This window comes from Jannaschia formosa, assembly GCF_003340555.1.
Lineage (GTDB): Bacteria > Pseudomonadota > Alphaproteobacteria > Rhodobacterales > Rhodobacteraceae > Jannaschia > Jannaschia formosa.
Genome location: NZ_QPLJ01000014.1, coordinates 66,636 through 87,153 on the forward strand (window position 1 = coordinate 66,636; position 20,518 = coordinate 87,153).

General features: G+C 71.2%; 28 protein-coding genes. 26 read left to right on the forward strand and 2 right to left on the reverse strand.

Features of this window, described 5'->3' with window-relative positions:
* Nucleotides 1-96 precede the first annotated feature (96 nt).
* The 13 genes from def (DR046_RS14670) (at nt 97) to DR046_RS14730 (ending at nt 9,012) form a co-directional block, all read left to right on the forward strand.
* Nucleotides 97-615: a peptide deformylase gene (gene def / locus DR046_RS14670; RefSeq protein WP_115383196.1), complete on the forward strand. Its 519-nt coding sequence runs from the start codon at nt 97-99 to the stop codon at nt 613-615.
* A gap of 131 nt (nt 616-746) precedes the next feature.
* On the forward strand, nt 747-1,187 hold the full coding sequence (locus DR046_RS14675) for a peptide deformylase (protein ID WP_115383146.1): 441 nt from the start codon (nt 747-749) through the stop codon (nt 1,185-1,187).
* A gap of 111 nt (nt 1,188-1,298) precedes the next feature.
* Nucleotides 1,299-3,239: a putative bifunctional diguanylate cyclase/phosphodiesterase gene (locus tag DR046_RS14680; RefSeq protein WP_167767126.1), complete on the forward strand. Its 1,941-nt coding sequence runs from the start codon at nt 1,299-1,301 to the stop codon at nt 3,237-3,239.
* A gap of 49 nt (nt 3,240-3,288) precedes the next feature.
* A complete protein-coding gene (gene def, locus DR046_RS14685; protein ID WP_115383148.1) occupies nt 3,289-3,780 on the forward strand; it encodes a peptide deformylase in 492 nt (163 codons plus the stop codon).
* A 1-nt stretch (nt 3,781) separates the two neighbouring features.
* A complete protein-coding gene (fmt, locus tag DR046_RS14690) occupies nt 3,782-4,699 on the forward strand; it encodes a methionyl-tRNA formyltransferase (protein WP_115383149.1) in 918 nt (305 codons plus the stop codon).
* Nucleotides 4,700-4,789: 90 nt separating this feature from the next.
* The gene (locus DR046_RS14695; protein WP_115383150.1) at nt 4,790-5,026 is read left to right on the forward strand and encodes a hypothetical protein; all 237 of its coding nucleotides are present in this window, start codon (nt 4,790-4,792) and stop codon (nt 5,024-5,026) included.
* A 62-nt stretch (nt 5,027-5,088) separates the two neighbouring features.
* A complete protein-coding gene (gene ispH, locus DR046_RS14700; protein WP_115383151.1) occupies nt 5,089-6,039 on the forward strand; it encodes a 4-hydroxy-3-methylbut-2-enyl diphosphate reductase in 951 nt (316 codons plus the stop codon).
* 65 nt (nt 6,040-6,104) lie between these two features.
* Nucleotides 6,105-6,284 (forward strand): DUF1059 domain-containing protein, encoded by a 180-nt coding sequence (locus DR046_RS14705; protein WP_115383152.1) that lies wholly within the window; start codon nt 6,105-6,107, stop codon nt 6,282-6,284.
* A 162-nt stretch (nt 6,285-6,446) separates the two neighbouring features.
* A complete protein-coding gene (locus DR046_RS14710; protein ID WP_115383153.1) occupies nt 6,447-6,902 on the forward strand; it encodes a DUF3429 domain-containing protein in 456 nt (151 codons plus the stop codon).
* Entirely contained in the window at nt 6,899-7,486 is a 588-nt protein-coding gene (locus tag DR046_RS14715; protein ID WP_115383154.1) for a class I SAM-dependent methyltransferase, read from the forward strand. The genes DR046_RS14710 and DR046_RS14715 overlap by 4 nt, the downstream gene beginning before the upstream one ends.
* The gene (rnhA, locus tag DR046_RS14720) at nt 7,479-7,937 is read left to right on the forward strand and encodes a ribonuclease HI (RefSeq protein ID WP_115383155.1); all 459 of its coding nucleotides are present in this window, start codon (nt 7,479-7,481) and stop codon (nt 7,935-7,937) included. Before DR046_RS14715 ends, rnhA begins: the two co-directional genes overlap by 8 nt.
* Nucleotides 7,937-8,392, forward strand: a complete 456-nt coding sequence (locus DR046_RS14725) for an NUDIX hydrolase (protein WP_115383156.1) — start codon at nt 7,937-7,939, stop codon at nt 8,390-8,392. Before rnhA ends, DR046_RS14725 begins: the two co-directional genes overlap by 1 nt.
* Nucleotides 8,389-9,012, forward strand: a complete 624-nt coding sequence (locus DR046_RS14730) for a trimeric intracellular cation channel family protein (RefSeq protein WP_115383157.1) — start codon at nt 8,389-8,391, stop codon at nt 9,010-9,012. The genes DR046_RS14725 and DR046_RS14730 overlap by 4 nt, the downstream gene beginning before the upstream one ends.
* A 3-nt stretch (nt 9,013-9,015) precedes the next feature.
* Here the strand turns inward: DR046_RS14730 and DR046_RS14735 are convergent, their stop codons facing one another.
* Nucleotides 9,016-9,588, reverse strand: coding sequence for a LabA-like NYN domain-containing protein (locus DR046_RS14735; RefSeq protein WP_115383158.1), 573 nt, complete (start codon nt 9,586-9,588; stop codon nt 9,016-9,018).
* A 113-nt stretch (nt 9,589-9,701) separates the two neighbouring features.
* Here DR046_RS14735 and folK point away from each other — a divergent pair, with 113 nt between their 5' ends.
* The 13 genes from folK to recO all read left to right on the forward strand — a co-directional run bounded on the left by folK (nt 9,702) and on the right by recO (nt 20,068).
* Nucleotides 9,702-10,301, forward strand: coding sequence for a 2-amino-4-hydroxy-6-hydroxymethyldihydropteridine diphosphokinase (gene folK / locus DR046_RS14740; protein WP_115383197.1), 600 nt, complete (start codon nt 9,702-9,704; stop codon nt 10,299-10,301).
* Between the two features lie 39 nt (nt 10,302-10,340).
* Nucleotides 10,341-10,694, forward strand: a complete 354-nt coding sequence (gene rpoZ, locus DR046_RS14745; RefSeq protein WP_115383159.1) for a DNA-directed RNA polymerase subunit omega — start codon at nt 10,341-10,343, stop codon at nt 10,692-10,694.
* 19 nt (nt 10,695-10,713) lie between these two features.
* On the forward strand, nt 10,714-12,846 hold the full coding sequence (locus DR046_RS14750; RefSeq protein WP_115383198.1) for a RelA/SpoT family protein: 2,133 nt from the start codon (nt 10,714-10,716) through the stop codon (nt 12,844-12,846).
* 30 nt (nt 12,847-12,876) lie between these two features.
* Entirely contained in the window at nt 12,877-13,572 is a 696-nt protein-coding gene (locus tag DR046_RS14755; RefSeq protein WP_115383160.1) for a DUF2062 domain-containing protein, read from the forward strand.
* Between the two features lie 54 nt (nt 13,573-13,626).
* Nucleotides 13,627-14,373, forward strand: a complete 747-nt coding sequence (locus DR046_RS14760; protein WP_115383161.1) for a pyridoxine 5'-phosphate synthase — start codon at nt 13,627-13,629, stop codon at nt 14,371-14,373.
* Nucleotides 14,373-14,795 carry a hypothetical protein gene (locus tag DR046_RS14765; protein WP_115383162.1) on the forward strand — a complete coding sequence of 141 codons (423 nt, stop codon included), beginning with the start codon at nt 14,373-14,375 and terminating at the stop codon, nt 14,793-14,795. Before DR046_RS14760 ends, DR046_RS14765 begins: the two co-directional genes overlap by 1 nt.
* Before the next feature lie 138 nt (nt 14,796-14,933).
* A complete protein-coding gene (gene acpS / locus DR046_RS14770; protein WP_115383163.1) occupies nt 14,934-15,347 on the forward strand; it encodes a holo-ACP synthase in 414 nt (137 codons plus the stop codon).
* 88 nt (nt 15,348-15,435) lie between these two features.
* On the forward strand, nt 15,436-16,221 hold the full coding sequence (gene lepB, locus DR046_RS23985) for a signal peptidase I (protein ID WP_115383164.1): 786 nt from the start codon (nt 15,436-15,438) through the stop codon (nt 16,219-16,221).
* Nucleotides 16,218-17,108 (forward strand): signal peptidase I, encoded by an 891-nt coding sequence (lepB, locus tag DR046_RS23275; protein WP_209313594.1) that lies wholly within the window; start codon nt 16,218-16,220, stop codon nt 17,106-17,108. The genes lepB (DR046_RS23985) and lepB (DR046_RS23275) overlap by 4 nt, the downstream gene beginning before the upstream one ends.
* The gene (gene rnc, locus DR046_RS14785) at nt 17,105-17,785 is read left to right on the forward strand and encodes a ribonuclease III (protein ID WP_115383165.1); all 681 of its coding nucleotides are present in this window, start codon (nt 17,105-17,107) and stop codon (nt 17,783-17,785) included. Before lepB (DR046_RS23275) ends, rnc begins: the two co-directional genes overlap by 4 nt.
* A gap of 136 nt (nt 17,786-17,921) precedes the next feature.
* Nucleotides 17,922-18,833, forward strand: a complete 912-nt coding sequence (gene era, locus DR046_RS14790; RefSeq protein WP_115383166.1) for a GTPase Era — start codon at nt 17,922-17,924, stop codon at nt 18,831-18,833.
* Nucleotides 18,834-19,010: 177 nt separating this feature from the next.
* Nucleotides 19,011-19,343: a DUF1491 family protein gene (locus DR046_RS14795; RefSeq protein WP_115383167.1), complete on the forward strand. Its 333-nt coding sequence runs from the start codon at nt 19,011-19,013 to the stop codon at nt 19,341-19,343.
* Nucleotides 19,343-20,068, forward strand: coding sequence for a DNA repair protein RecO (recO, locus tag DR046_RS14800; protein WP_115383200.1), 726 nt, complete (start codon nt 19,343-19,345; stop codon nt 20,066-20,068). Before DR046_RS14795 ends, recO begins: the two co-directional genes overlap by 1 nt.
* A 5-nt stretch (nt 20,069-20,073) precedes the next feature.
* On the opposite strand, the gene DR046_RS14805 is transcribed toward recO, so the two are convergent.
* Nucleotides 20,074-20,460: an META domain-containing protein gene (locus tag DR046_RS14805; protein ID WP_115383168.1), complete on the reverse strand. Its 387-nt coding sequence runs from the start codon at nt 20,458-20,460 to the stop codon at nt 20,074-20,076.
* Nucleotides 20,461-20,518 lie beyond the last annotated feature (58 nt).

A 20,518-nucleotide genomic window follows, 5' to 3' on the forward strand; every position in this document is an offset into this window, starting at 1 on the left:
GCCCGGAGGGTTTGGCATCGCCGCGCCGGGGTGACAAGCTGGCATGGTCCGCGCCCCGTTGCGCCCCCGGCCCGGCGCGACTATCTGGCCCGCACGATGAAGCGCCCGATCCTGATCCATCCCGACCCGCGCCTGAAGCAGGTGGCGAAGCCCGTGCCCGACCTGTCGGACGAGCTGCGCAGGCTTGCCGCCGACATGCTCGAGACGATGTACGACGCCCCCGGCATCGGCCTCGCCGCGCCGCAGATCGGAGTCGACACACGTCTGATCGTGCTCGACTGCGTCAAGGAGGAGGGGGCCGCGCCGCGCCCGCTCGCCATGTTCAACCCCGAGATCCTCGCGTCCTCGGACGAGACCAGCACCTACGAGGAAGGCTGCCTCTCGATCCCCGACCAGTATGCCGACGTGACCCGCCCTGCCGAGGTCACGGTGCGCTGGATCGACCCCGAGGGGCGCGAGCGGACCGAGGACATGGCGGGGCTCTGGGCGACCTGCGTCCAGCACGAGATCGACCATCTCCAGGGCAAGCTCTTCATCGACTACCTCAAGCCGCTCAAGCGCCAGCTCATCACCCGCAAGATGGTGAAGCTGAAGCGGGAGCGCGCCCGGGGCTGAGCCCCAGGCGTCCCGGCGCGCCGCCTGACAGCCCCCCGGCACAGGCTCGGGCGATCGCGGGTCGACCCGCGATCCGCCTCCGGTCGACCGGAGTCTTGCCGACCCCATCGCGATGCGCCACGATCCGGCCCATGCGCCCCATCCGCCTTCTCCCCGACCCGATCCTCCGCGCGACCTGCGCGCCCGTAACCGGCGACCCGACCGCGCTCGCCCGCGAGATGCTGGACGCGATGTATGCCGCGCCGGGCCGCGGCCTCGCCGGGCCCCAGATCGGCGAGAGCCTGCGGATCTTCGTGATGGATGCGAGCTGGAAGGACGGGCTGCCCGACCCCCGCGTCTTCGTGAACCCGGAGATCGTCGCCCGCGAGGGCCGGCAGGTGAACGACGAGGCCTGCCTCTCGATCCCCGACACCACCCGCCGCGTCGCCCGCGCCGCGACCGTCACCCTGGCCTTCGACGGCCCCTCCGGCCGTCGGGAGGAGCGATTCGCAGGCTTCGCCGCCGCCTGCATCCAGCACGAGATGGACCATCTCGACGGCGTGCTGATCCTGGATCACGATCCCGCGCCCTGAGAAAGCGGCGAAGTTCGGGCGAATTGTCGGCTTTCTCACGGCGGTCTTAGGCGTTCGTTATCATCCGATCCGCTATCCCCGTGGCCGAGGCAGGCGGAGATGAGGGCGGCGATGAGGACGCGAGGACGCATCACGGGCGGCGACGCGCGCACGCGCGGGCTGATCGTGACCGTCCTGATCGCGACCATGGCCATCGTGCTCGCGGTCGACATGCTGTTCGGAGGGATGATCTCCGCCGCGCTCGAGCGCGATGCGAAGGCCGATGCGCGGCGCTGGGCCGACGCACTCGCCGCCGAGGCCACGATGCTCGACGGCGTTGACCCGGCCGACGGACCGGACCCCGCCGGGGCCGTCGCCGCCGCGGCCTCGCGGGCGCTGCACCTGGACATCCGCTTCTTCGACGCGGCGGGGCGCCCGGTTCCGGCCCCGGGCGCCACCCCGCCCGCCATCCTCCCGCCAGTCGAGTCCCATGCCCGCCGCGCCGTCGAGACCGGCCTGCGCAGCGTCGCGCTGACGGGGCCGGAGCAGGGGCAGGGCGGCGGCCTGCGCCATGCCGTGGCCTACATGCCTCGGCGCGACGCCTCGGGCGCCGTCGTCGGCGCGGTCGCGGTCTCGGTCGACCAGCCGGGCCAGCGCGCCGCGATCACGCGCACGGTCCGGCTGATCGGGCTCGGCCTGCCGATCCTCTGCGCGCTGCTTTTCCTGCTGCCCGCCCTCGCCGTGCTGCTGAGCGCGGAGCGCGCCCGCGCGCGGAAAGTGGCGGCCGGCCGGCTCGCCCGGATCGACCCGCTCACCGGAACGCTGAACCGCGCCAGCCTGCAGGAGGCCTTGGCGCGCGCGCTCGGTGCGGCGGGCGTGACGGGCGATCTCGTGGGCATCCTCGCCATCGACGTGGACCGGCTCAAGGCGATCAACGACGAGCATGGCGCCGCCGCGGGCGACCGGCGCCTGCGCGAGGTGGCCGACATCCTGCGCGGCAGCCTGCGCCCTGGCGACGCGCTGGGGCGCATGGCCGGGGACAGGTTCGTCGCTGTGCTGCCCGCCATCGAGGCGCGGCGGCTGGCCGCCATCGCGGGCGACGCGCTGTCGGCCGCGCGCCGCCCCGCCGGGGCCCGCGACCGGGCCGAGCCCGGAAGCCTCAGCATCGGCAGCCATCTCGCCCATCCCGCGGAAGAGGCGGTCCGCAGCCTCCGCGCCGCCGACCTGGCGCTGCGCCAGGCCAAGATGCAGGGCCGCAACCGCGTCGTGTCCTACAGCCCGTCCTTCGACGAGGAAGACCGGCGGCAGCGACTGGTCGCCTGCGCGCTGCGGAACGCCTGGTCCTCGGGTCGGATGGAGCTGCATTTCCAGCCCCTCGTCGCCGCCCGCGACGGCCGCGTTCTGGGCCACGAAGCGCTGCTGCGCCTGAACGCCCCCGACGGCAGCCCGATCTCTCCGGCGGAGTTCATCCCCGTGGCCGAGCGGACCGGCCTGATCCACGACCTCGGCATCGAGACGCTGGAGCGGGCGCTACGCACCGCCGCCGGCTGGCCCGCCGACCGCTTCGTGTCGGTCAACCTCTCGCCCGAGCAGTTCCGCCGCCCCGACCTGGCCGACCGCATCGCCGCCGTGCTGGACGCGACCGGCTTCCCGCCGGGCCGGCTGGAGCTGGAGGTGACCGAAAGCGTCCTGATCGGCGAGCAGGAGAGGGTGGCCGAGCAGCTCATCCGCCTGAAGGCGCTGGGCCTGGCGCTGGCGCTGGACGATTTCGGCACCGGCTATTCCAGCCTCGGCCACCTGTTCAGGTTCAGCTTCGACAAGCTCAAGATCGACCGCGTCTTCCTCGAAGGCTACAGCTTCGACAGCCCCAAGCACCGCGAGATCATCGAGATCATCGTCCTGCTGGGCCACAAGCTCGGCATGAAGGTCGTCGCCGAGGGTGTCGAGACCGAGGCGCAGCGCGCGATGCTGGCCCGGCTCGACTGCGACCAGCTCCAGGGCTTCCTCTTCGGCCGCCCCGTCCCGGCGGAGGAGGTGGCGGGGGCCGAGCGCCGCAACCCCTCGGCCGCCTGACCCGCCGCGGGGGCTGGACCCGGACGGCCGCCTGGCGCAGACCGGGGCCATGGCCCACCGTCCCTTCCTCCTCTGGCCCGACCCGCGGCTGACCCGCCCCGCCGACCCGGTGGCCGAGGTCACCGACGAGACCCGCGCGATCTGGGCCGAGATGGTCGAGGCGATGCGCGCCATGCCCGGCGTCGGCCTCGCGGCGCCGCAGCTCGGCATCCCGCAGCGGCTCGCCATCGTCGACGACGGCAGCGGCGTCACCTACCTCGCCAACCCCCGCATCCTCCACGCCTCGGGCCAGCTGCGCGAGCACGAGGAGGCGTCGCCCAACCTCCCTGGCGTCAGCGCGAAGGTCAAACGCCCCCGTGCCGTCACCGTCGCCTATCTCGACGAGACCGGCGCCGAGACCGAAGGCGAGTTCGTCCTGCTGCGCGCCACCTCGGTGCAGCACCAGATCGACCATCTCGACGGCAGGCTCTACATCCACAGGCTCAGCAGGATGCGGCGCGAGATGATCCTGAAGAAATACCAGAAGCTACGAGGGGCCTGAGATGCGCGTGATCTTCATGGGAACGCCGGAGTTCTCGGTCCCTGTGCTCGACGCCCTGGCCCGCGACCACGAGATCGCCGCCGTCTACAGCCAGCCCCCGCGCCCCGCCGGGCGCGGCAAGAAGCTGCGCCCGTCCCCCGTCCAGGCCCGCGCCGAGGCGCTGGGGCTGGAGGTGCGCACGCCGACCTCGCTCCGCTCCGCCGAGGCGCAGGCGGCCTTCGCCGCGCTGCAGGCCGACATCGCCGTGGTCGTGGCCTATGGCCTGATCCTGCCGCAGCCCGTGCTGGACGCGCCGCGCCTCGGCTGCGTCAACGTCCATGCCTCGCTTCTGCCGCGCTGGCGCGGGGCGGCGCCGATCCACCGGGCGGTGCTGGCGGGCGACGCCCGCACGGGCATCTGCCTGATGCAGATGGAGGCCGGGCTCGACACCGGCCCGGTGCTGATGCGCGAGGCCACCGATATCGGCCCGACCGACACGACCGGCGACCTGCACGACCGCCTGTCCGCGATGGGCGCGCGGATCGTCGCGCAGGCGCTGCCCGACATCGAAAGCCTGTCGCCCGTGGCCCAGCCGGCCGAGGGCGTCACCTATGCCGACAAGATCGACAAGGCCGAGGCGGCGCTCGCATGGGACCGCCCGGCCGAGATCGTCGCGCGCCAGATCAACGGCCTGTCGCCGTTCCCCGGCGCCTTCGTCCAGCACGACGGCGCCCGGCTGAAGCTGCTGCGCGCCCGCGCGACCGAGTGGCAGGGCGCGCCCGGCACGCTGATCGCTACCGAGCCGCCCACCGTCGCGGCCGGGCAGGGCGCCGTCGAACTGCTGGAGGTCCAGCCCGCCGGCCGCCCCCCGATGGCGGCCGAGGCCTGGCTCAACGGCGCGCGGTTGGGCTTGGGCGAACGATTGGGCGAGGCGGGATAAGCCCTTGACACGCGCCCCGCTCTCCTCATCCAAGACGTTGACAGAAAACACATGTTTCGCATGCGAAACGCTCCCAGGCGCGGAGGTTCCATGTTCCCGGTCCTGATCGGCACCGTCGTCGTTGCAGGCCTCGTCGGCTACGTCTCCGAACGGACGGGCTTCACCCATAACGGCTATCTGCAGAGCATCATCATCTGCGTCGGCGGCGCGTTCCTGTTCTACTTCGTCACGCTGATGTTCGGCATCGGCTTCCGCGCGCCGGGGCTGAACGCGATCCTCGCCTCGATCGGGGCGCTGATCATCGTGCCGACCCATTGGCGGCGGTAGCCACCCTTTACCGCCCGGGGCCCGGCGCATAGATCGGAGGCGACCCGGACGGAGCCTGCCCCATGACCAAGCCGCCCCTGACACTCCACCTCGCCGCGCCGCGCGGCTTCTGCGCGGGCGTGGACCGCGCCATCAAGATCGTCGAGATGGCGCTCGAGAAATGGGGCGCGCCGGTCTATGTCCGCCACGAGATCGTCCACAACCGCTACGTGGTCGATGGCTTGCGTGAGAAAGGCGCCGTCTTCGTCGAGGAACTCGACGAATGCCCCCCCGACCGCCCCGTCATCTTCTCGGCCCATGGCGTTCCGAAATCCGTGCCGCAGGCCGCGAAGGCGCGCGAGATGGTTTATGTCGACGCGACCTGCCCGCTGGTGTCCAAGGTGCATATCGAAGCTGCGCGCCATCACGAGAACGGCCTCCAGATGGTGATGATCGGCCATGCCGGCCATCCCGAGACCGTGGGCACGATGGGCCAGCTGCCCGAGGGCGAGGTCCTGCTGGTCGAGACGTCCGAGGACGTGGCCAGGCTCGCCCCCCGCGACCCGGAGCGGCTGGCCTTCATCACCCAGACGACGCTCTCGGTGGACGACACGGCCGATATCGTCGCCGCGCTGAAGGCACGGTTCCCGGCCATCGTCGGGCCGCACAAGGAAGACATCTGCTACGCCACCACCAACCGGCAGGAGGCGGTGAAGGCGATGGCGCCCGACTGCGACGCGATCCTGGTCGTGGGGGCGCCGAACTCGTCCAACTCGAAGCGCCTCGTCGAGGTCGGTGCGCGCGCCGGCTGTGCCTATGCCCAGCTCGTGCAGCGCGCCGCAGACATCGACTGGCGCGCGCTGGAGGGAGTCCGCTCGGTCGGCATCACGGCGGGCGCCTCGGCGCCCGAGGTGCTGATCGCCGAGGTCATCGACGCCTTCCGCGCCCGCTACGAGGTGACCGAGGTGCCGGTCGTCACGGCCGAGGAGACGGTCGAGTTCAAGGTCCCGCGCGTCCTCCGCGAACCCGCGTGACGCAGGGTGAAACGCGCCCCCGTTCGTGGTAGTCTGTGCAGGCGATCGAACGGAGGAGGGATGCGATGACCAAGGTTCTCGAATGCGGCACGCTGGTGCCCGGCTGCACCTGGCGGGGCGAGGCGGCGACCGAGGACGAGCTGCTGGCCAAGGCCGCCGTCCATGCGCAGGAGGCGCATGGCATGGAGGTGACGCCCGAGCTCGCCGAGAAGGTGCGCGGGGCGATCCACGACCAGCGCGCCTAGGGCGGCTCCGCCCGTCGCGGCGTCGCGATCCGTCCCTGCCGGTCCGGACGGTGGATACCGGGAGCCGGGGTCCAGATGGCCCGTCTCCCGCGCCCATGCGCGCGCGGCCCGCGTCCACGCGCCCCCTTTCGCAATGCGCCCGCGCGTGGCATCCCCCGGCCCATGTTCGACGCGCGCATCCCGACCTCCGCCCTGGCGCTGGGCCTCGCGGGGCTTCTGCCCTTCGCCTGGGGCCTGGTCACGATCTGGGTCCCCGCCGCCGCCGGGCTGACGGCGGCCTATGTCGGGCCGCGATTCGTCGGGCCCTATGTCGGTCTCTCCTACGGAACGGTGATCCTTTCCTTCATGTCCGGCGTGCTCTGGGGGTTCGCCACGAAGGCCGAGGGGCGGGTCGCGGCTTCGGGCTACGCGCTCTCGGTGCTGCCGGCGCTCTGGGCCTTCTTCATGGTCGGCGGGGGGCCGGTCGCGGCAGCAATGGCGCTGATCGCGGGGTTCGTCGGGCTTCTCGCGCTCGACTGGATGTTCTGGAACCAGGGGCTCGCGCCCGACTGGTGGATGAAGCTGCGCCTGATCCTGACGGCGGGCGTCGTGCTCTGCCTGCTTCCGGTGACGCTGTGAGCGACCCGGAGACCCTGCGCGTCTATGCCGAGAAGGCGGGCGACTATGCCGCGGCCTTCGACGAGAAGGTCCCGCGCGACCTGCGGGATTTCGCGGCGCTGCTGCCGCCGGGCGGGCGCGTGCTGGACCTCGGCTGCGGTCCGGGGGGCATGGCGGGATGGCTGGCCGCGCAGGGCTTCGAGGTCGAGGCCTGGGACGCTTCGCCCGAGATGGTCGCGATCGCCGCCCGCCAGCAAGGGGTGCGCGCCCGGGTGAAGGCGTTCGAGGATCTGGACGGAGAGGCGCTGTTCGACGGCATCTGGGCCAGCTTCTCGCTGCTCCATGCCCGCCGCGCCGAGCTGCCCGATCTCGTCGCCCGCATCGCCCGTGCGACCCGGCCCGGCGGCGCGGTCCATATCGCGATGAAGCTGGGCGAGGGCGAGGGGCGCGACGCGCTCGGCCGGTTCTATGCCTATGTCTCCGAGGCGGAACTGACCGGCTGGCTGGAGGCGGGGGGCCTGACCATCCACGTGCTGCGCACCGGCAAGGCGAAGGGCCTGGCCTGGACCGAGGATCCCTTCGTCACGGTGACCGCGCGTGCCTGAGCTTTATGCCTATACCGACGGCGCCTGTTCGGGAAACCCGGGCCCGGGCGGCTGGGGCGCGCTGCTCGTCGCGCGCGAGGGCGATGCGGTCGTCAAGGAGCGGGAGTTGAAGGGCGGCGAGGCCGACACGACGAACAACCGGATGGAGCTTCTGGCCGCGATCAACGCGCTGGAGGCGCTGGAGCGGCCTTCGAAGCTGACCGTCATCACCGACAGCGCCTATGTGAAGGGCGGGATCACGGCCTGGCTCTATGGCTGGAAGCGCAACGGCTGGAAGACCTCGACCCGCAAGCCGGTGAAGAACGAGGACCTGTGGCGCAGGCTCGACGCCGCGCAGGCGCGCCACAAGGTCGTCTGGGAATGGGTCAAGGGCCATGCCGGCCATCCCGAGAACGAGCGCGCCGACGAACTGGCCCGCGCCGGGATGGCGCCGTTCAAGAAGAGGCGCTGATGGTCACGCTGTCGGTGCCCCTTGTCGCTGTCTTCGCCCTGCGGGGCGTGGGGGAGGCGACCGAGGTGCTGCTGATGCGCCGCACCGCGCCGCCCGCCGGAACCTGGGCGCAGGTCTCGGGCAAGATCGAGGCGGGGGAGACGGCGTGGCAGGCCGCCCTGCGCGAGCTGGTGGAGGAGACGGGGCTGGTCCCCGATTCGCTCTGGGCCGCGCATTGCCAGGAGATGTTCTACGAACCCGAGGCGGACAGGCTGACCGTCGCGCCCTGCTTCGTCGCGCGCGTCGCGCCCGCGGCCGAGCCGCGGCTGAACCCGGAGAACGACGCCTTCCGCTGGCTGTCCTTCCCCGAGGCCGTGGCCGCCGTTTCCTTCGCGGGGCAGCGCCGGGTGCTGCGCGCCATCGCCGAGGAGTTCGCCGAACACGATCCCCACCCGTATCAGCGCTGCTGGCCGTGACTCTGGTCCAGGCGTTCGACCTGGCGGCGGTGCTGGTCTTCGCGGTGACCGGGGCGCTGGTCGCGGCGCGGGCGCTTCTGGACGTGGTGGGCTTCGTCTTCGTGGCCTGCCTCACGGCGGTCGGGGGCGGCACGGTGCGCGACCTGATGCTGGGGCGGGAGCCGGTCTTCTGGATCGCGGAGCCCGCGCCGGTCGCCGTCGCGGCCTCGGTCGCCTGCGTCGTCTTCTTCACCCATCACCTGATCGCCTCGCGACTGACCGCGATCGTCTGGCTGGACGCGGTGGCGCTGTCCGTCGCGGTGGCGGCGGGGGTCGCGGTGGCCGACGGGCTGGGCCATCCGGTCTGGGTGCAGCTTGTCATGGGGATCGTGACCGGCTGCGTCGGCGGGCTGATGCGCGACGTGGTCTGCAACGAGGTGCCGCTGGTGCTGAAGGCCGGCGAGCTCTACGTGACCGCCGCCCTGGCCGGGGGCGCGGCGGCGGTGCTGGCGCGGGAGGCGGGCGCGCCCGGTCTCTGGCCGCTGGCGGCCTGCGCGGGCGTCACCTTCCTGCTGCGCGCCGGGTCGATCCGGTTCGGCTGGCGGTTGCCCGCGTTCCGGCCGAGGCCGCCGCGGGCCTGACCCTCAGCTGGCCACGACCTGCGCCTCGTCCTCGCGTTCGCGCGGCTCGCGCGGGGGGCGGCCGATGACTTCGCGCAGCTCGTCGAGCTCGATGAAGTTGTCGGCCTGGCGGCGCAGATCGTCGGCGATCATCGGCGGCTGCGAGCGGATCGTCGAGCAGACCGAGACGCGCACGCCCCGGCGTTGCAGCGCCTCGACCAGCGGGCGGAAGTCGCCGTCGCCGGAGAAGAGCACGATGTGGTCGACATGGGCCGCCGTCTCGAGCGCGTCGACGGCGAGCTCGATATCCATGTTGCCCTTGACCTTGCGGCGGCCCTGGCTGTCCGTGAACTCCTTCGCGGGCTTCGTCACCATGGTGAAGCCGTTGTACTGGAGCCAGTCGACCAGCGGCCGGATCGGCGAGTATTCCTCGTTGTCGAGCAGCGCCGTGTAGTAGAATGCCCGGAGCATCTTGCCCCGGCGCATGAATTCCTGACGCAGCAGCTTGTAGTCGATGTCGAACTGGAGCGCTTTCGCGGCGGAATACAGATTCGACCCGTCAATGAAGAGCGCAAGGCGCTCGTCCCGGTAAAACATCTAATTTTCCTTTCGGGAGGGGCGCCTGATGAGTGCGAGAACCGGCGGCTGACTTCCGTGCCCCGATATGTAATCCGATTTGAAATGGGCGCAATATAGAGACATTCATGACGATGACGTTACACCTCGTCGCACTGGGCGCAAATGCCGGCGTCAGCCGGGCCGCCAACGCGAGGCGGGTCTCACGGGCGATGGGGGTGCTGGCGGCGCTTTTCCCCGGCCGTGTCGCGGGCTCCGCGCTCTATGCGACACCGGCCTGGCCGCCCGCCTCGGGACCGGAATTCGTCAACGCCGCCATGTCGATACGCGCGCCGCTGCCGCCCGCGCGGATGCTTGCCCTGCTGCACCGGGTCGAGGCCCGGCTGGGCCGTGTCCGGGGCCGGCGTTGGGGGGAACGAAAGTTGGATCTGGACCTGCTGGCGAGCGGCGCGGCGGTGCGCCCCGACGAGGTGACGCAGTCGCGCTGGCGGCGGCTTGCGCCGGACCGGCAGCGCGTCGAGACCCCGCAGCAACTGATCCTGCCGCATCCGCGCCTGCAGGACCGCGCCTTCGTGCTGATTCCCCTGGCCGAGATCGCGCCCGGCTGGCGCCATCCGCTGACCGGGCGCAGCGTGGCGGAGATGGTGGCGGCGCTGCCGGCCGCGGCGCGGCGGGACATCCGGCCGCTGCCTGCTGCGAAAAAGGCACTTGTCAAGAGGTCAGGCGTCGCCTAGGTCACGATTTCCCCTCACACCAATGCCCGAGGTGCGCTCATGGCCCGCGTGACCGTAGAAGACTGCGTCGACAAGGTTCCGAATCGTTTCGATCTGGTGATGCTCGCCGCGCATCGCGCCCGCGAGATCGCGACCGGCTCGCCGCTGACGGTGGACCGCGACAACGACAAGAACCCGGTGGTGGCGCTTCGCGAGATCGCCGAGGAGACGCAGTCCGCCGAGGAGCTGAAGGAACGGCTGATACAGTCGAACCAGACCCAGATCGAGGTCGACGAGCCCGAAGAGGATCGGATGCCGCTTCTGATGGGCGCCGAGAAGGACGCCCCCGCCGAAGACGATCTGAGCGAGGAGAAGCTGCTGCGCGCCCTGATGGAGGCGCAGGGCCAGCGCTGACATGGGCGGCCCGGCGGCGATGATCGGGGCGGACGACCTCGTCGATCTGGTCCGGGCCTACAACCCCCGAACGGACGCGACGTTGCTGCGCGAGGCGTATGCCTACGCGGTGCATGCGCATGAAGGGCAGTTCCGGCGCTCGGGCGAGCCCTACATCACCCACCCGGTCGCCGTCGCCCGCCTGCTGACCGAGCAGCGGCTCGACGACTCGACCATCGTGACCGCGCTGCTGCACGACACGATCGAGGATACCGGCTCGACCTATTCCGAGATCACCGCCCTTTTCGGGCAGGAGATCGCGGAGCTGGTCGACGGCGTCACCAAGCTGACAAACCTGGAACTCACCTCGCACGAGACCAAGCAGGCGGAGAATTTCCGCAAGCTGTTCATGGCCATGTCCAAGGACATGCGGGTGATCCTGGTCAAGCTGACCGACCGGCTGCACAACATGCGCACGATCAAGCACATGGCGCATCACAAGCAGGCCCAGAAGGCGCACGAGACGATGGAGATCTATGCCCCGCTCGCCGGGCGCATGGGCATGCAGTGGATGCGCGAGGAGCTGGAGGATCTGGCCTTCTCGGTGCTCAACCCCGAGGGGCGCACTTCGATCCTGCGGCGGTTCGTCAGCCTCCGGCAGGAGACGGGCGATGTCATCGCCCGCATCCAGACCGACATCCAGAAGGAACTGGCGCGCGCGAAGGTCGAGGCGGAGGTCTTCGGCCGCGCAAAGCGCCCGTTCTCGATCTGGCGCAAGATGGAGGAGAAGGGGGTCGGCTTCTCGCGGCTGTCGGACATCTACGGCTTCCGCATCCTGACCGGATCCGAGGCGGACTGCTACCGCGCGCTGGGCGCGGTGCACCAGCGCTGGACCGCGGTGCCGGGGCGGTTCAAGGACTATATCAGCCAGCCGAAGTCGAACGGCTACCGCTCGATCCACACGACCGTTTCGGGGCGCGACGGCAAGAAGGTCGAGATCCAGATCCGCACCCTGGAGATGCACGAGGTGGCCGAGCGCGGGGTCGCCGCGCACTGGTCCTACCGCGACGGGGTCCGGGCCGAGAACCGCTTCGCCGTCGATCCGGTGGAATGGCTGCGCTCCATGACCGAACGCTTCGAGGAAGCGGAGAACCACGCCGAGTTCATGGAAGCCGTGAAGCTGGAGATGTATACCGACCAGGTCTTCTGCTTCACGCCGAAGGGAGAGGTCATCAAGCTGCCCAAGGGTGCGACGCCGATCGACTTCGCCTATGCGATCCACACCCGGCTGGGCCACCGGACGGTCGCGGCGCGGGTCGACGGGATGCGCGTGCCGCTCTGGACGCGGCTGCGCAACGGGCAGTCGGTCGAGATCGTCACCGCCGAGGGGCAGACCCCGCAGGCGACCTGGATCGACATCGCCACGACCGGGCGGGCCAAGTCCGCCGTGCGCCGCGCGCTGAAGGCCCAGCGGCGGTCGGGCCATATCCGCCTCGGGCGGGAACTGGCGCGCGCCGCCTTCGCGCAGATCGGCAAGCGCGCCACCGAGAAGGCGCTGGCCACGGCCGCGAAGGCCCACGGGCTGGACAGCGAGGAGGACCTGCTGGCCGCCATCGGCGCCTCGGAGATCAGCGCGCGCAGCATCGTCCGCACCCTCTATCCCGAGCAGGTCGGGGCCCATCCCGATCCCGATGTCAGCGCCGACCATGCCATCGTCGGCCTCGACCCCAAGGCGCATTACGACCGCGCGCCCTGCTGCCAGCCAGTGCCCGGCGAGCGCATCGTCGGCATCACCAATCGCGGCCACGGCGTCACCGTCCACGCCATCGACTGCCCCCGCATGATCGAGTTCGAGGATCAGACCGACCGATGGGTCGACCTGTCCTGGAGCCCCGGCCACCACGCGCCGCGCAACGCGGTGACGCTGGAGATGACCATCTCGAACAACCCGGGCGTGCTGGGACGGATTTGCACGTTGATCGCCGAGCAGAACGCCAATATCTCCGACCTGCGTTTCGTCGACCGGAAGCCGGACTTCTTTCGCCTTCTTATCGACGTGGATGTGCGCGATCGAGAGCATCTGCACGCGGTCGCGATGGCCGCCGAGACCGACAGCGACGTGGCCCAGCTGCGCCGCCATCGAGAGGAAAGACCCGCACGGGTCCCGGCCTGACCGGGACCGGATAGGAAGGAAGGCGGCCAGGTGTTCAAGCGCCGCGACAGATTGCCGATATGGCAAAGTGCGCTGCGCTTCCTCTGGCCCCGGGGCGGCTGGGGCCGGGCGGCGATCTACGTCAAGCACCGGCTGCGGCGCCTGCCGGACACGCCGCGCAAGATCAGCCGCGGCATCATGGTCGGCGTGTTCACGACCTTCACCCCGCTCTATGGCGTGCATTTCGTGCTGGCCGCGCTGCTGGCCGTCCTGGTCCGCGGCAACGTCATGGCGGCGCTGCTTGGCACGTTCTTCGGCAACCCGCTGACCTATGTGCCGATCGCGGTCGTGTCGCTGAACCTCGGCCACTGGATGCTGGACACCGAGATCGACCCCGAGGTGGACGAGACCATCTTCGACAAGTTCTGGGGCGCGGGTGAGGACCTGCTCTGGAACAGCTGGTACGCGGTCACCGGCCAGCCGGTGAACTGGCAGGCGACGCAGACCTTCTGGTCGGACGTGTTCCTGCCCTGGACGGTCGGCGGGCTGCTGCCCGGCATCTTCACCGGCATTGCGGCCTACACGATCAGCCTGCCGCTGATCGAGGCCTATCAGCGGCGCCGGCGCGGGGCGATCAAGAAGAAGCTCGACGCGATCCGCGCACGCGCCGCCGAGAAGGCGGCCGCCAAGAAGGCGGCGGGCCAGACGCCGCAGGTCGGACCGGGGCGGCGGCAGGACCAGACCTGATATGGTCAGCGCCGGCGCGATGCCCTAGCTACGTCACCGACAGGGAGGTCGCCGATGGAAAAGCTGCGTCTGGGCGTCAACATCGATCACGTCGCCACGCTCCGGAACGCGCGGGGCGGGGCCGCGCCGGACCCGGTGCGCGCCGCGCTTCTGGCCGAGGCGGCGGGCGCCGACGGGATCACCGCCCATCTGCGCGAGGACCGGCGCCACATCCGCGACGCCGACATGGCCGCCCTGCGCGCGGCGCTGTCGATCCCGCTGAACTTCGAGATGGCCGCAACCGAGGAGATGGCGCGAATCGCGCTCGACATCCGCCCGCATGCCGTCTGCCTCGTGCCCGAGAAGCGGGAGGAGCGGACGACCGAGGGGGGGCTGGAGGTCGCGGGCGACCAGAACCGGCTGGCTGACTACATCACGCCCCTGCGCGAGGCGGGGGCGCGGGTGTCGCTGTTCGTGGCGCCCGATCCGCGCCAGATCGAGGCCTCGGCCAGGGTCGGCGCCGCCGTGGTGGAGCTGCATACCGGGACCTATTGCGACGCCGTCGACGCGGGCGAGACAGACGCCGCCGCAGCCGAACTTGCGCGGCTGGAGGCTGCCGCGGCGCAGGCCGCGGGGCTCGGGCTGGAGGTCCATGCCGGCCACGGGTTGAGCTATGACAGCGTGACGCCCATCGCCGCGATCCCTGAGGTGGTGGAGCTCAATGTCGGCCATTTCCTGATGGGCGAGGCGCTGTTCCGCGGCCTGCCCGCCGCGATGGCCGAGATGCGGCGGCTGATGGTCCTGGCGCGGGGCGCGGCCTGATGAAGCGAGCCGGTCCGGCACTGGCGCTGGCGCTTTGCCTCGCGCAGGCGGCGCAGGCGCAGCAGATCGGCGATTGCGACAGCTGGCAGGCCAGCGCCCGCAACGTCGACTGGTCCGACCCGACGCGGACCTTCGCCAATGACGAGGTCCGGCTGGTCGGGCTCCGCACCGGAGAGCCCGCCTCCGCCGCCTTCCACATCCTGCTGACCTTCCCGCATCCCGAGGACCCGGTATCGGGCTGCCACCTGATCTCGGCCGGGGAGGGGCTGGGCTATGGCTCGATCTCGCTGCGCCGGGCCACGGCGCGCTACGACAGCCTGCGCGGCCTGACGATCGGGGTGCCGGGCACGGATCCGGCGGGGGACCCGGTGCTGATCGAGTTCGTGCTGAACCGCACCACCGGAGAGGTCACGCTGCCCTGACGCTGGAAAGGAGCCTGCAATGGAGACCTTGCTGATCGGATTGGCCACCTTTGCCGTGGTCTGCGCCTCGCCCGGGCCGGCGGCCCCCGGCTTGATCTGCGACGGGTTGCTCTCGGCCCTGCGGCGGAGCCCGGCGTCATGATCCTCGGCATCGGCACCGACCTTGCCAATATCGACCGGGTCGCGGGCGTGCTCGACCGCTTCGGCGACCGCTTCCGCAACCGCGTCTTCACCGAGCGCGAGCAGCGCAAGGCGCTTCACCGCGCCAAGGCCGAGGGCGGCGAGGCCTCGACCTACGCCAAGCGCTGGGCCGCGAAGGAAGCCTGCTCCAAGGCGCTGGGCACGGGGCTGCGCATGGGCATTGCCTGGAAGGACATGGCGGTGAGCAACCTGCATACCGGCCAGCCCGTCATGACCGTCACCGGCTGGGCCGCCGAGCGGCTGGAGCGCATGACACCTGACGGGCACGAGGCCATCATCCACGTCTCGCTGACCGACGATCACCCCTGGGCGCAGGCCTTCGTCGTGATCGAGGCGCGCCCCTTCGCCTGAACCCCGTCCGGCGACCCCGGAGCGCCGGTTGACAGCATCCGGGGCAGGGTCCACAGCACGAAAAAGCCGGAACACGAGGCAGACGGGCATGGCGTCGAAGGTCGAGAAGAAGGAAGGCCCCTGGGAAACCGTGAAGACGGTATTCTGGGCGCTGCTGATCGCGGGCATCTTCCGCACGCTCTTCTTCCAGCCGTTCTGGATCCCGTCCGGGTCGATGAAGGACACGCTGCTGATCGGCGATTTCCTCTTCGTCAACAAGATGGCCTACGGCTACTCGCGCCATTCCTGCCCGTTCTCGATCTGCCCGATCTCGGGTCGCATCCTGGGCCAGCAGCCCGAGCGCGGCGACGTCATCGTCTTCCGCCACCCTGTCACCAACGACGACTTCATCAAGCGGCTGATCGGCCTGCCCGGCGACACCGTGCAGATGCGCGACGGCCGGCTGTGGCTCAACGGCGCGCCTGTGCCGGTCGAGGAGGTCGCGCCCTTCGTCGAGACGATGGAGCCGCAGGGGCCGCAGCAGATCCTGCCGCGCTGCGAGAACTCTCCGGTGGGGCAGGGGGCCGACTGCATCAAGTCGCGCAGCCTGGAGACGTTGCCCAACGGCGTGACCCATTCGGTGCTCAACATCGGCAGCTTCCGCACCGACACGACGCCCGTCTTCACCGTGCCCGAAGGGCAGTACTTCTTCATGGGCGACAACCGCGACAACTCCTCCGACAGCCGCGTGCCCCGGTCGATCGGCGGCGTGGGCTTCGTGCCCTTCGAGAACCTGATCGGGCGCGCGGACCGGGTGATCTTCTCGTCCGCGGGGTCGCGGATGCTGTTCTTCTGGACCTGGCGCCTCGACCGCTTCTTCGAGGAGATCGTGTGACGGAAGACGCACTGCGCCGCCCCTTCACGCTGTCGGGGACCGGCGGGCGGCGGGGGCTGCTCGGCTGGACGGTGGTCTATCATGTCGCCGCGCTGGCGATCCTGGCCTGGGGACCGCTCGAAGCGTCCCCGACGTGGATCCGTCTCCTCTGCTACGCGGCGTTCGGGCTGGCCTCGGCGGCCTGGCTCTGTGCGATCGTGCGGCGGCTGCACGACATGGGGCGCAGCGGCTGGTTCGCCCCGCTCTTCGCGATCCCGGTCGTGGGGCTCGCGCCGCTGGCCTGGGCGCTGACGGCGCCGTCCCGGCCGCTGGACCCGGCGCGGTTCAGCCCCGCGCCGCGCTACACCATCGCCACCGCCTTCCTTCTGATCCTGGTCGCGCTGTTCGCGTCGCGCGCCTTCTGGACGCCGCACCGCATGGTCTCGGTCGCCATGGCGCCGACGCTGGACCAGGGCGCCCCGTTCCTGAGCCATCGCATCGGCCTCGGCCGGATCGACCCCGGAGACGTCGTGCTCGTCGGGACACGCGGGGCCGATGGCGAGATGCGGCGGCTGGTGGCGCGGGTCGTGGCGACCGGGGGCCAGACCGTCGCGCTGGAGGACGGCGTGCCGATCTTGGATGGCACCCCTGCGGCGCACGCGCCCTGTCCCGAGGCGGCCTGTACGGTCGAGCGGCTGCCGGGCGGCACCGCCTACCGCGTCCGCCTCGACCCGGCACGGACCGAGATGGCAGCGGTGACGGTGCCGGAGGGCATGCTGTTCCTGCTGGCCGACAATCGCTCCGCCCCGCGCGACAGCCGCCTGCCGGTCGACGAGGGCGGGCTGGGCCTTGTCCCGGTCGCGGCGGTCGAGGGCCATGTGCTGGCTGCCGGGTCGCTGCACGAATGAAGCTGTCCCGCGACCTCCAGGCGTTTCAGCAGCGCATCGGCCATGTCTTCGCCGATCCGGAGCTGCTGATCCGGGCGATGACCCATTCCTCGCTCGGCTCGGCCACCCGGCCCGACAACCAGCGGCTGGAGTTCCTGGGCGACCGGGTGCTGGGCCTCGTGATGGCCGAGGCGCTGATGTCCGAGGATCGCACCGCCACCGAAGGGCAGCTCGCCCCCCGCTTCAACGCGCTGGTCCGCAAGGAGACCTGCGCCGATATCGCGCGCCAGATCGATCTCGGCGCCGTGCTGAAGCTCGGCAAGTCCGAGCAGGTCACCGGCGGGCGCCGGAAGGAGGCGCTGCTGGGCGACGCGATGGAGGCTCTGATCGCGGCGATCTACCGCGACGCGGGGCTGGAGGCGACGCGCGCGGTGGTGCTGCGGCTCTGGGCGGAGCGGCTCGACCGGGTCGAGGCCGATGCCCGCGACCCGAAGACGATGCTGCAGGAATGGGCACAGGCCCGCGGAATGGCCCCGCCCCGCTATGTCGTGCAGGACAGGTCCGGCCCCGATCATGCGCCCGTCTTCCGCATTGAGGCGCAACTCGAGGACGGCCGCGCCGCCTCGGGCGAGGCCCGCGCCAAGCGCGCCGCTGAACAGGAGGCGGCCCGGGCGCTGCTGGCGAAGGTCCAGGGCTGAGGGCCGGGCCGGCGGTCCCCAAGCGGGGGCCGCGGCTTCTCGCCCGGCGCGATCCGGCCCGATCCTGCGCGGGCTTCGTGCCGCGGGCGGCGGTTTGGCGTTTTCAAACGCGCCGTCACCGCCTATCTGCTCCTCCATGACCGACCCATCCCCCCGCGCGGGCTTCGTCGCCCTGATCGGCGAGCCGAATGCCGGCAAGTCCACGCTCCTGAACCGGATGGTCGGGGCGAAGGTCTCGATCGTCACCCACAAGGTCCAGACGACGCGGGCGCGCATCCGCGGCATCGCCGTGGAGGGCGCGGCGCAGATCGTCTTCATCGATACGCCCGGCCTGTTCCGGCCGAAGCGTCGGCTCGACCGCGCGATGGTCGCCGCCGCCTGGACCGGCGCCGCCGACGCGGACGTGGTCTTGCTGCTGATCGAGGCGCATCGGGGCCTGACGGCGGGCGTCGAGGCGATCCTCGGCGGATTGGAGGAGCGCGGCGCCGGGCAGCCCGTTCTGCTGGCGATCAACAAGATCGACCGGGTCGAGGCGCCCAAGCTGCTCGCCCTGACCGAGAAGATGAACGCCCGCTACCCCTTCGCCGCGACCTTCCTGATCTCGGCCGAGAAGGGGCATGGCGTGGGCGACCTGCGCGCCGATCTCGCCGCGCGCCTGCCCGAGGGGCCGTGGCTCTATCCCGAGGACCAGATCGCCGACGCGCCGTTGCGCGCCATCGCCGCCGAGATCACCCGCGAGAAGCTGACCCTGCGCCTGCACCAGGAGTTGCCCTACCAGCTGACGGTGGAGACCGAGGGCTGGGAGGACCGCGAAGACGGCTCCGCCCGCATCGACCAAGTGATCTATGTCGCGCGCGAGGGGCACAAGGGCATCGTGCTCGGCCGCAAGGGCGAGACGACCAAGGCCGTGGGGCAGGCTGCCCGAGCCGAGATGGAAGCCTTCCTCGGGCACCGGGTCCACCTGTTCCTGACGGTCAAGGTCCGGCCCGGCTGGCTGGAGGAGGCCGAGCGCTTCGACGCGATCGGGCTCGACTTCAAGGATGGCTGAACGCCCCGCCCTGCGCGGACGCCCGGGTCCGGCGTCGCGTCGTGAGTATTTGTGGCCACAGGAAGGGGAGCGGGCGCGCATTAACCTTAACGCGCCGTCAATGCCCTTCCTGTGGCCCGAAATACTCCGGGGGGAGTCGCCCGCAGGGCGGCGGGGGGCAGAGCCCCCCTCCGGCCGATGACCCCGCGCCTCGCCGCCGGGATCTGGGTCGCAGCCTACCGCAAGCGGCTGGAGAGCCTGGGCATCCCCTGCTTCGTCACGCGGCGCGGCGACGCGACGGCGGGCGCCGTGCTGGTCAAGCTCGCCACGCTGGACGGGCGGGCGCAGGTCTTCCAGCGCAGCTTCGACCTCATGACAGGAGAGCGGGCCTGGGTCACCCTGGCCGAGGGCGAGGAGCGGGACTGCGATGCGGCCTGCGCGAAGCAGGCTCAGTTCGACCCCGACCTCTGGGTGCTGGAGGTCGAGGACCGCCATGGCCGCCACCTGCTGGGCGAGGAGGGGCTGGCGTGATCAGCTGGCGGGACCGGGGGCTGGTGCTGGCCGTCCGGCCCCACGGGGAGACCGCGGTCATCCTGGAGCTTCTGACGCGCGAGCATGGCCGCCATCTGGGCATCGTCCATGGCGGGCGCTCCCGCCGTCGCGCGCCGGTGCTGCAGCCCGGCAACGAGGTCGAGGCGAATTGGCGCGCCCGGCTCGACGCGCATCTCGGGACCTATGCGGTGGAGCCTCTGCGGACCCGCGCCGGCGACGTGCTGGGCGATCCGCTTCGGCTGTCCGCGCTGACCGCGGTCTGTGCGCTGGCCGCCTTCGTCCTGCCCGAGCGCGAGGCCGTGCCCGGCTTCCAGGCCCGGACCGAGGCGCTGGCCGATGCGCTGGCCGACGGGGAAGGCTGGCTGCGCGACTATGTCTTCTGGGAGATGGCGCTGCTGGAGGAGGCCGGGATCGGCCTCGACCTTAGCGCCTGCGCCGCGGGGGGCGGGGCCAACGACCTCGCCTATGTCTCGCCGCGCACGGGGCGCGCGGTCAGCCGGGCGGCTGCGGGGGACTGGGCGAGCCGGTTGCTGCCGCTGCCCGCGATCCTGCTCGGCGGTCCCGCGACGCTGGAGGACGCCCTCGCCGCGCTGGAGGTGACAGGGCATTTCCTAGAGCGGCGGCTCGCGCCGATGCTGGGCGACCGTCCGCTGCCGCCGGCGCGGGCGCGGCTGGTCGCGGCGCTGCGGCGCGAGATCGGATAGGCGGGTCAGGGCGCGGCGCGGAAGACCATCTCACCGCCCGCGTCGTTGCCGAGGATCAGGACGCTGTCCGACGCCTCGACCAGGGTCATCGAAAGCAGCGCGGAGAAGAACGCGCTCTCTGCGGGGAGGTCTGGGCAGGCGCGGCGGGTGGCGACGAACCGGTCCATGCCGAGCCAGGGATAGGGCTGCGTCTGCTGCGCGGTGTAGAGGTTGCACGGCCCCTCGCCGCGGACCGCGCCTTCCTCGGGGAAGGTCAGCGTCGCGCGGGCGGTGAAGGGCGTGCCGTCAATCTCCTGCAGGAGCCAGGTGGTCGACGGGTCCGACCATCCGCTGACGGTTTCGTCCTTGCAGGCCATCAGCAGGAGCGGGAGCAGGAGAGCGATGCGGAGCATGTCCCCTTGTGCCCGATCCGCGCGCCCGCGTCACCTGCCGCCGAGGCGCGCTGGCCGC

Coding starts and splice junctions, on each gene's coding strand:
- DR046_RS14725 (WP_115383156.1), top strand. CDS start 7,937: ATGGTCACGCTGTCGGTGCCCCTTGTCGCTGTCTTCGCCCTGCGGGGC.
- lepB (WP_115383164.1), top strand. CDS start 15,436: ATGGCGTCGAAGGTCGAGAAGAAGGAAGGCCCCTGGGAAACCGTGAAG.
- acpS (WP_115383163.1), top strand. CDS start 14,934: ATGATCCTCGGCATCGGCACCGACCTTGCCAATATCGACCGGGTCGCG.
- rnc (WP_115383165.1), top strand. CDS start 17,105: ATGAAGCTGTCCCGCGACCTCCAGGCGTTTCAGCAGCGCATCGGCCAT.
- DR046_RS14695 (WP_115383150.1), top strand. CDS start 4,790: ATGTTCCCGGTCCTGATCGGCACCGTCGTCGTTGCAGGCCTCGTCGGC.
- era (WP_115383166.1), top strand. CDS start 17,922: ATGACCGACCCATCCCCCCGCGCGGGCTTCGTCGCCCTGATCGGCGAG.
- def (WP_115383196.1), top strand. CDS start 97: ATGAAGCGCCCGATCCTGATCCATCCCGACCCGCGCCTGAAGCAGGTG.
- rpoZ (WP_115383159.1), top strand. CDS start 10,341: ATGGCCCGCGTGACCGTAGAAGACTGCGTCGACAAGGTTCCGAATCGT.
- DR046_RS14760 (WP_115383161.1), top strand. CDS start 13,627: ATGGAAAAGCTGCGTCTGGGCGTCAACATCGATCACGTCGCCACGCTC.
- folK (WP_115383197.1), top strand. CDS start 9,702: ATGACGTTACACCTCGTCGCACTGGGCGCAAATGCCGGCGTCAGCCGG.
- DR046_RS14805 (WP_115383168.1), bottom strand. CDS start 20,460: ATGCTCCGCATCGCTCTCCTGCTCCCGCTCCTGCTGATGGCCTGCAAG.
- DR046_RS14705 (WP_115383152.1), top strand. CDS start 6,105: ATGACCAAGGTTCTCGAATGCGGCACGCTGGTGCCCGGCTGCACCTGG.
- DR046_RS14735 (WP_115383158.1), bottom strand. CDS start 9,588: ATGTTTTACCGGGACGAGCGCCTTGCGCTCTTCATTGACGGGTCGAAT.
- DR046_RS14750 (WP_115383198.1), top strand. CDS start 10,714: ATGATCGGGGCGGACGACCTCGTCGATCTGGTCCGGGCCTACAACCCC.
- DR046_RS14680 (WP_167767126.1), top strand. CDS start 1,299: ATGAGGACGCGAGGACGCATCACGGGCGGCGACGCGCGCACGCGCGGG.
- DR046_RS14765 (WP_115383162.1), top strand. CDS start 14,373: ATGAAGCGAGCCGGTCCGGCACTGGCGCTGGCGCTTTGCCTCGCGCAG.
- DR046_RS14675 (WP_115383146.1), top strand. CDS start 747: ATGCGCCCCATCCGCCTTCTCCCCGACCCGATCCTCCGCGCGACCTGC.
- ispH (WP_115383151.1), top strand. CDS start 5,089: ATGACCAAGCCGCCCCTGACACTCCACCTCGCCGCGCCGCGCGGCTTC.
- DR046_RS14795 (WP_115383167.1), top strand. CDS start 19,011: ATGACCCCGCGCCTCGCCGCCGGGATCTGGGTCGCAGCCTACCGCAAG.
- DR046_RS14710 (WP_115383153.1), top strand. CDS start 6,447: ATGTTCGACGCGCGCATCCCGACCTCCGCCCTGGCGCTGGGCCTCGCG.
- def (WP_115383148.1), top strand. CDS start 3,289: ATGGCCCACCGTCCCTTCCTCCTCTGGCCCGACCCGCGGCTGACCCGC.
- fmt (WP_115383149.1), top strand. CDS start 3,782: ATGCGCGTGATCTTCATGGGAACGCCGGAGTTCTCGGTCCCTGTGCTC.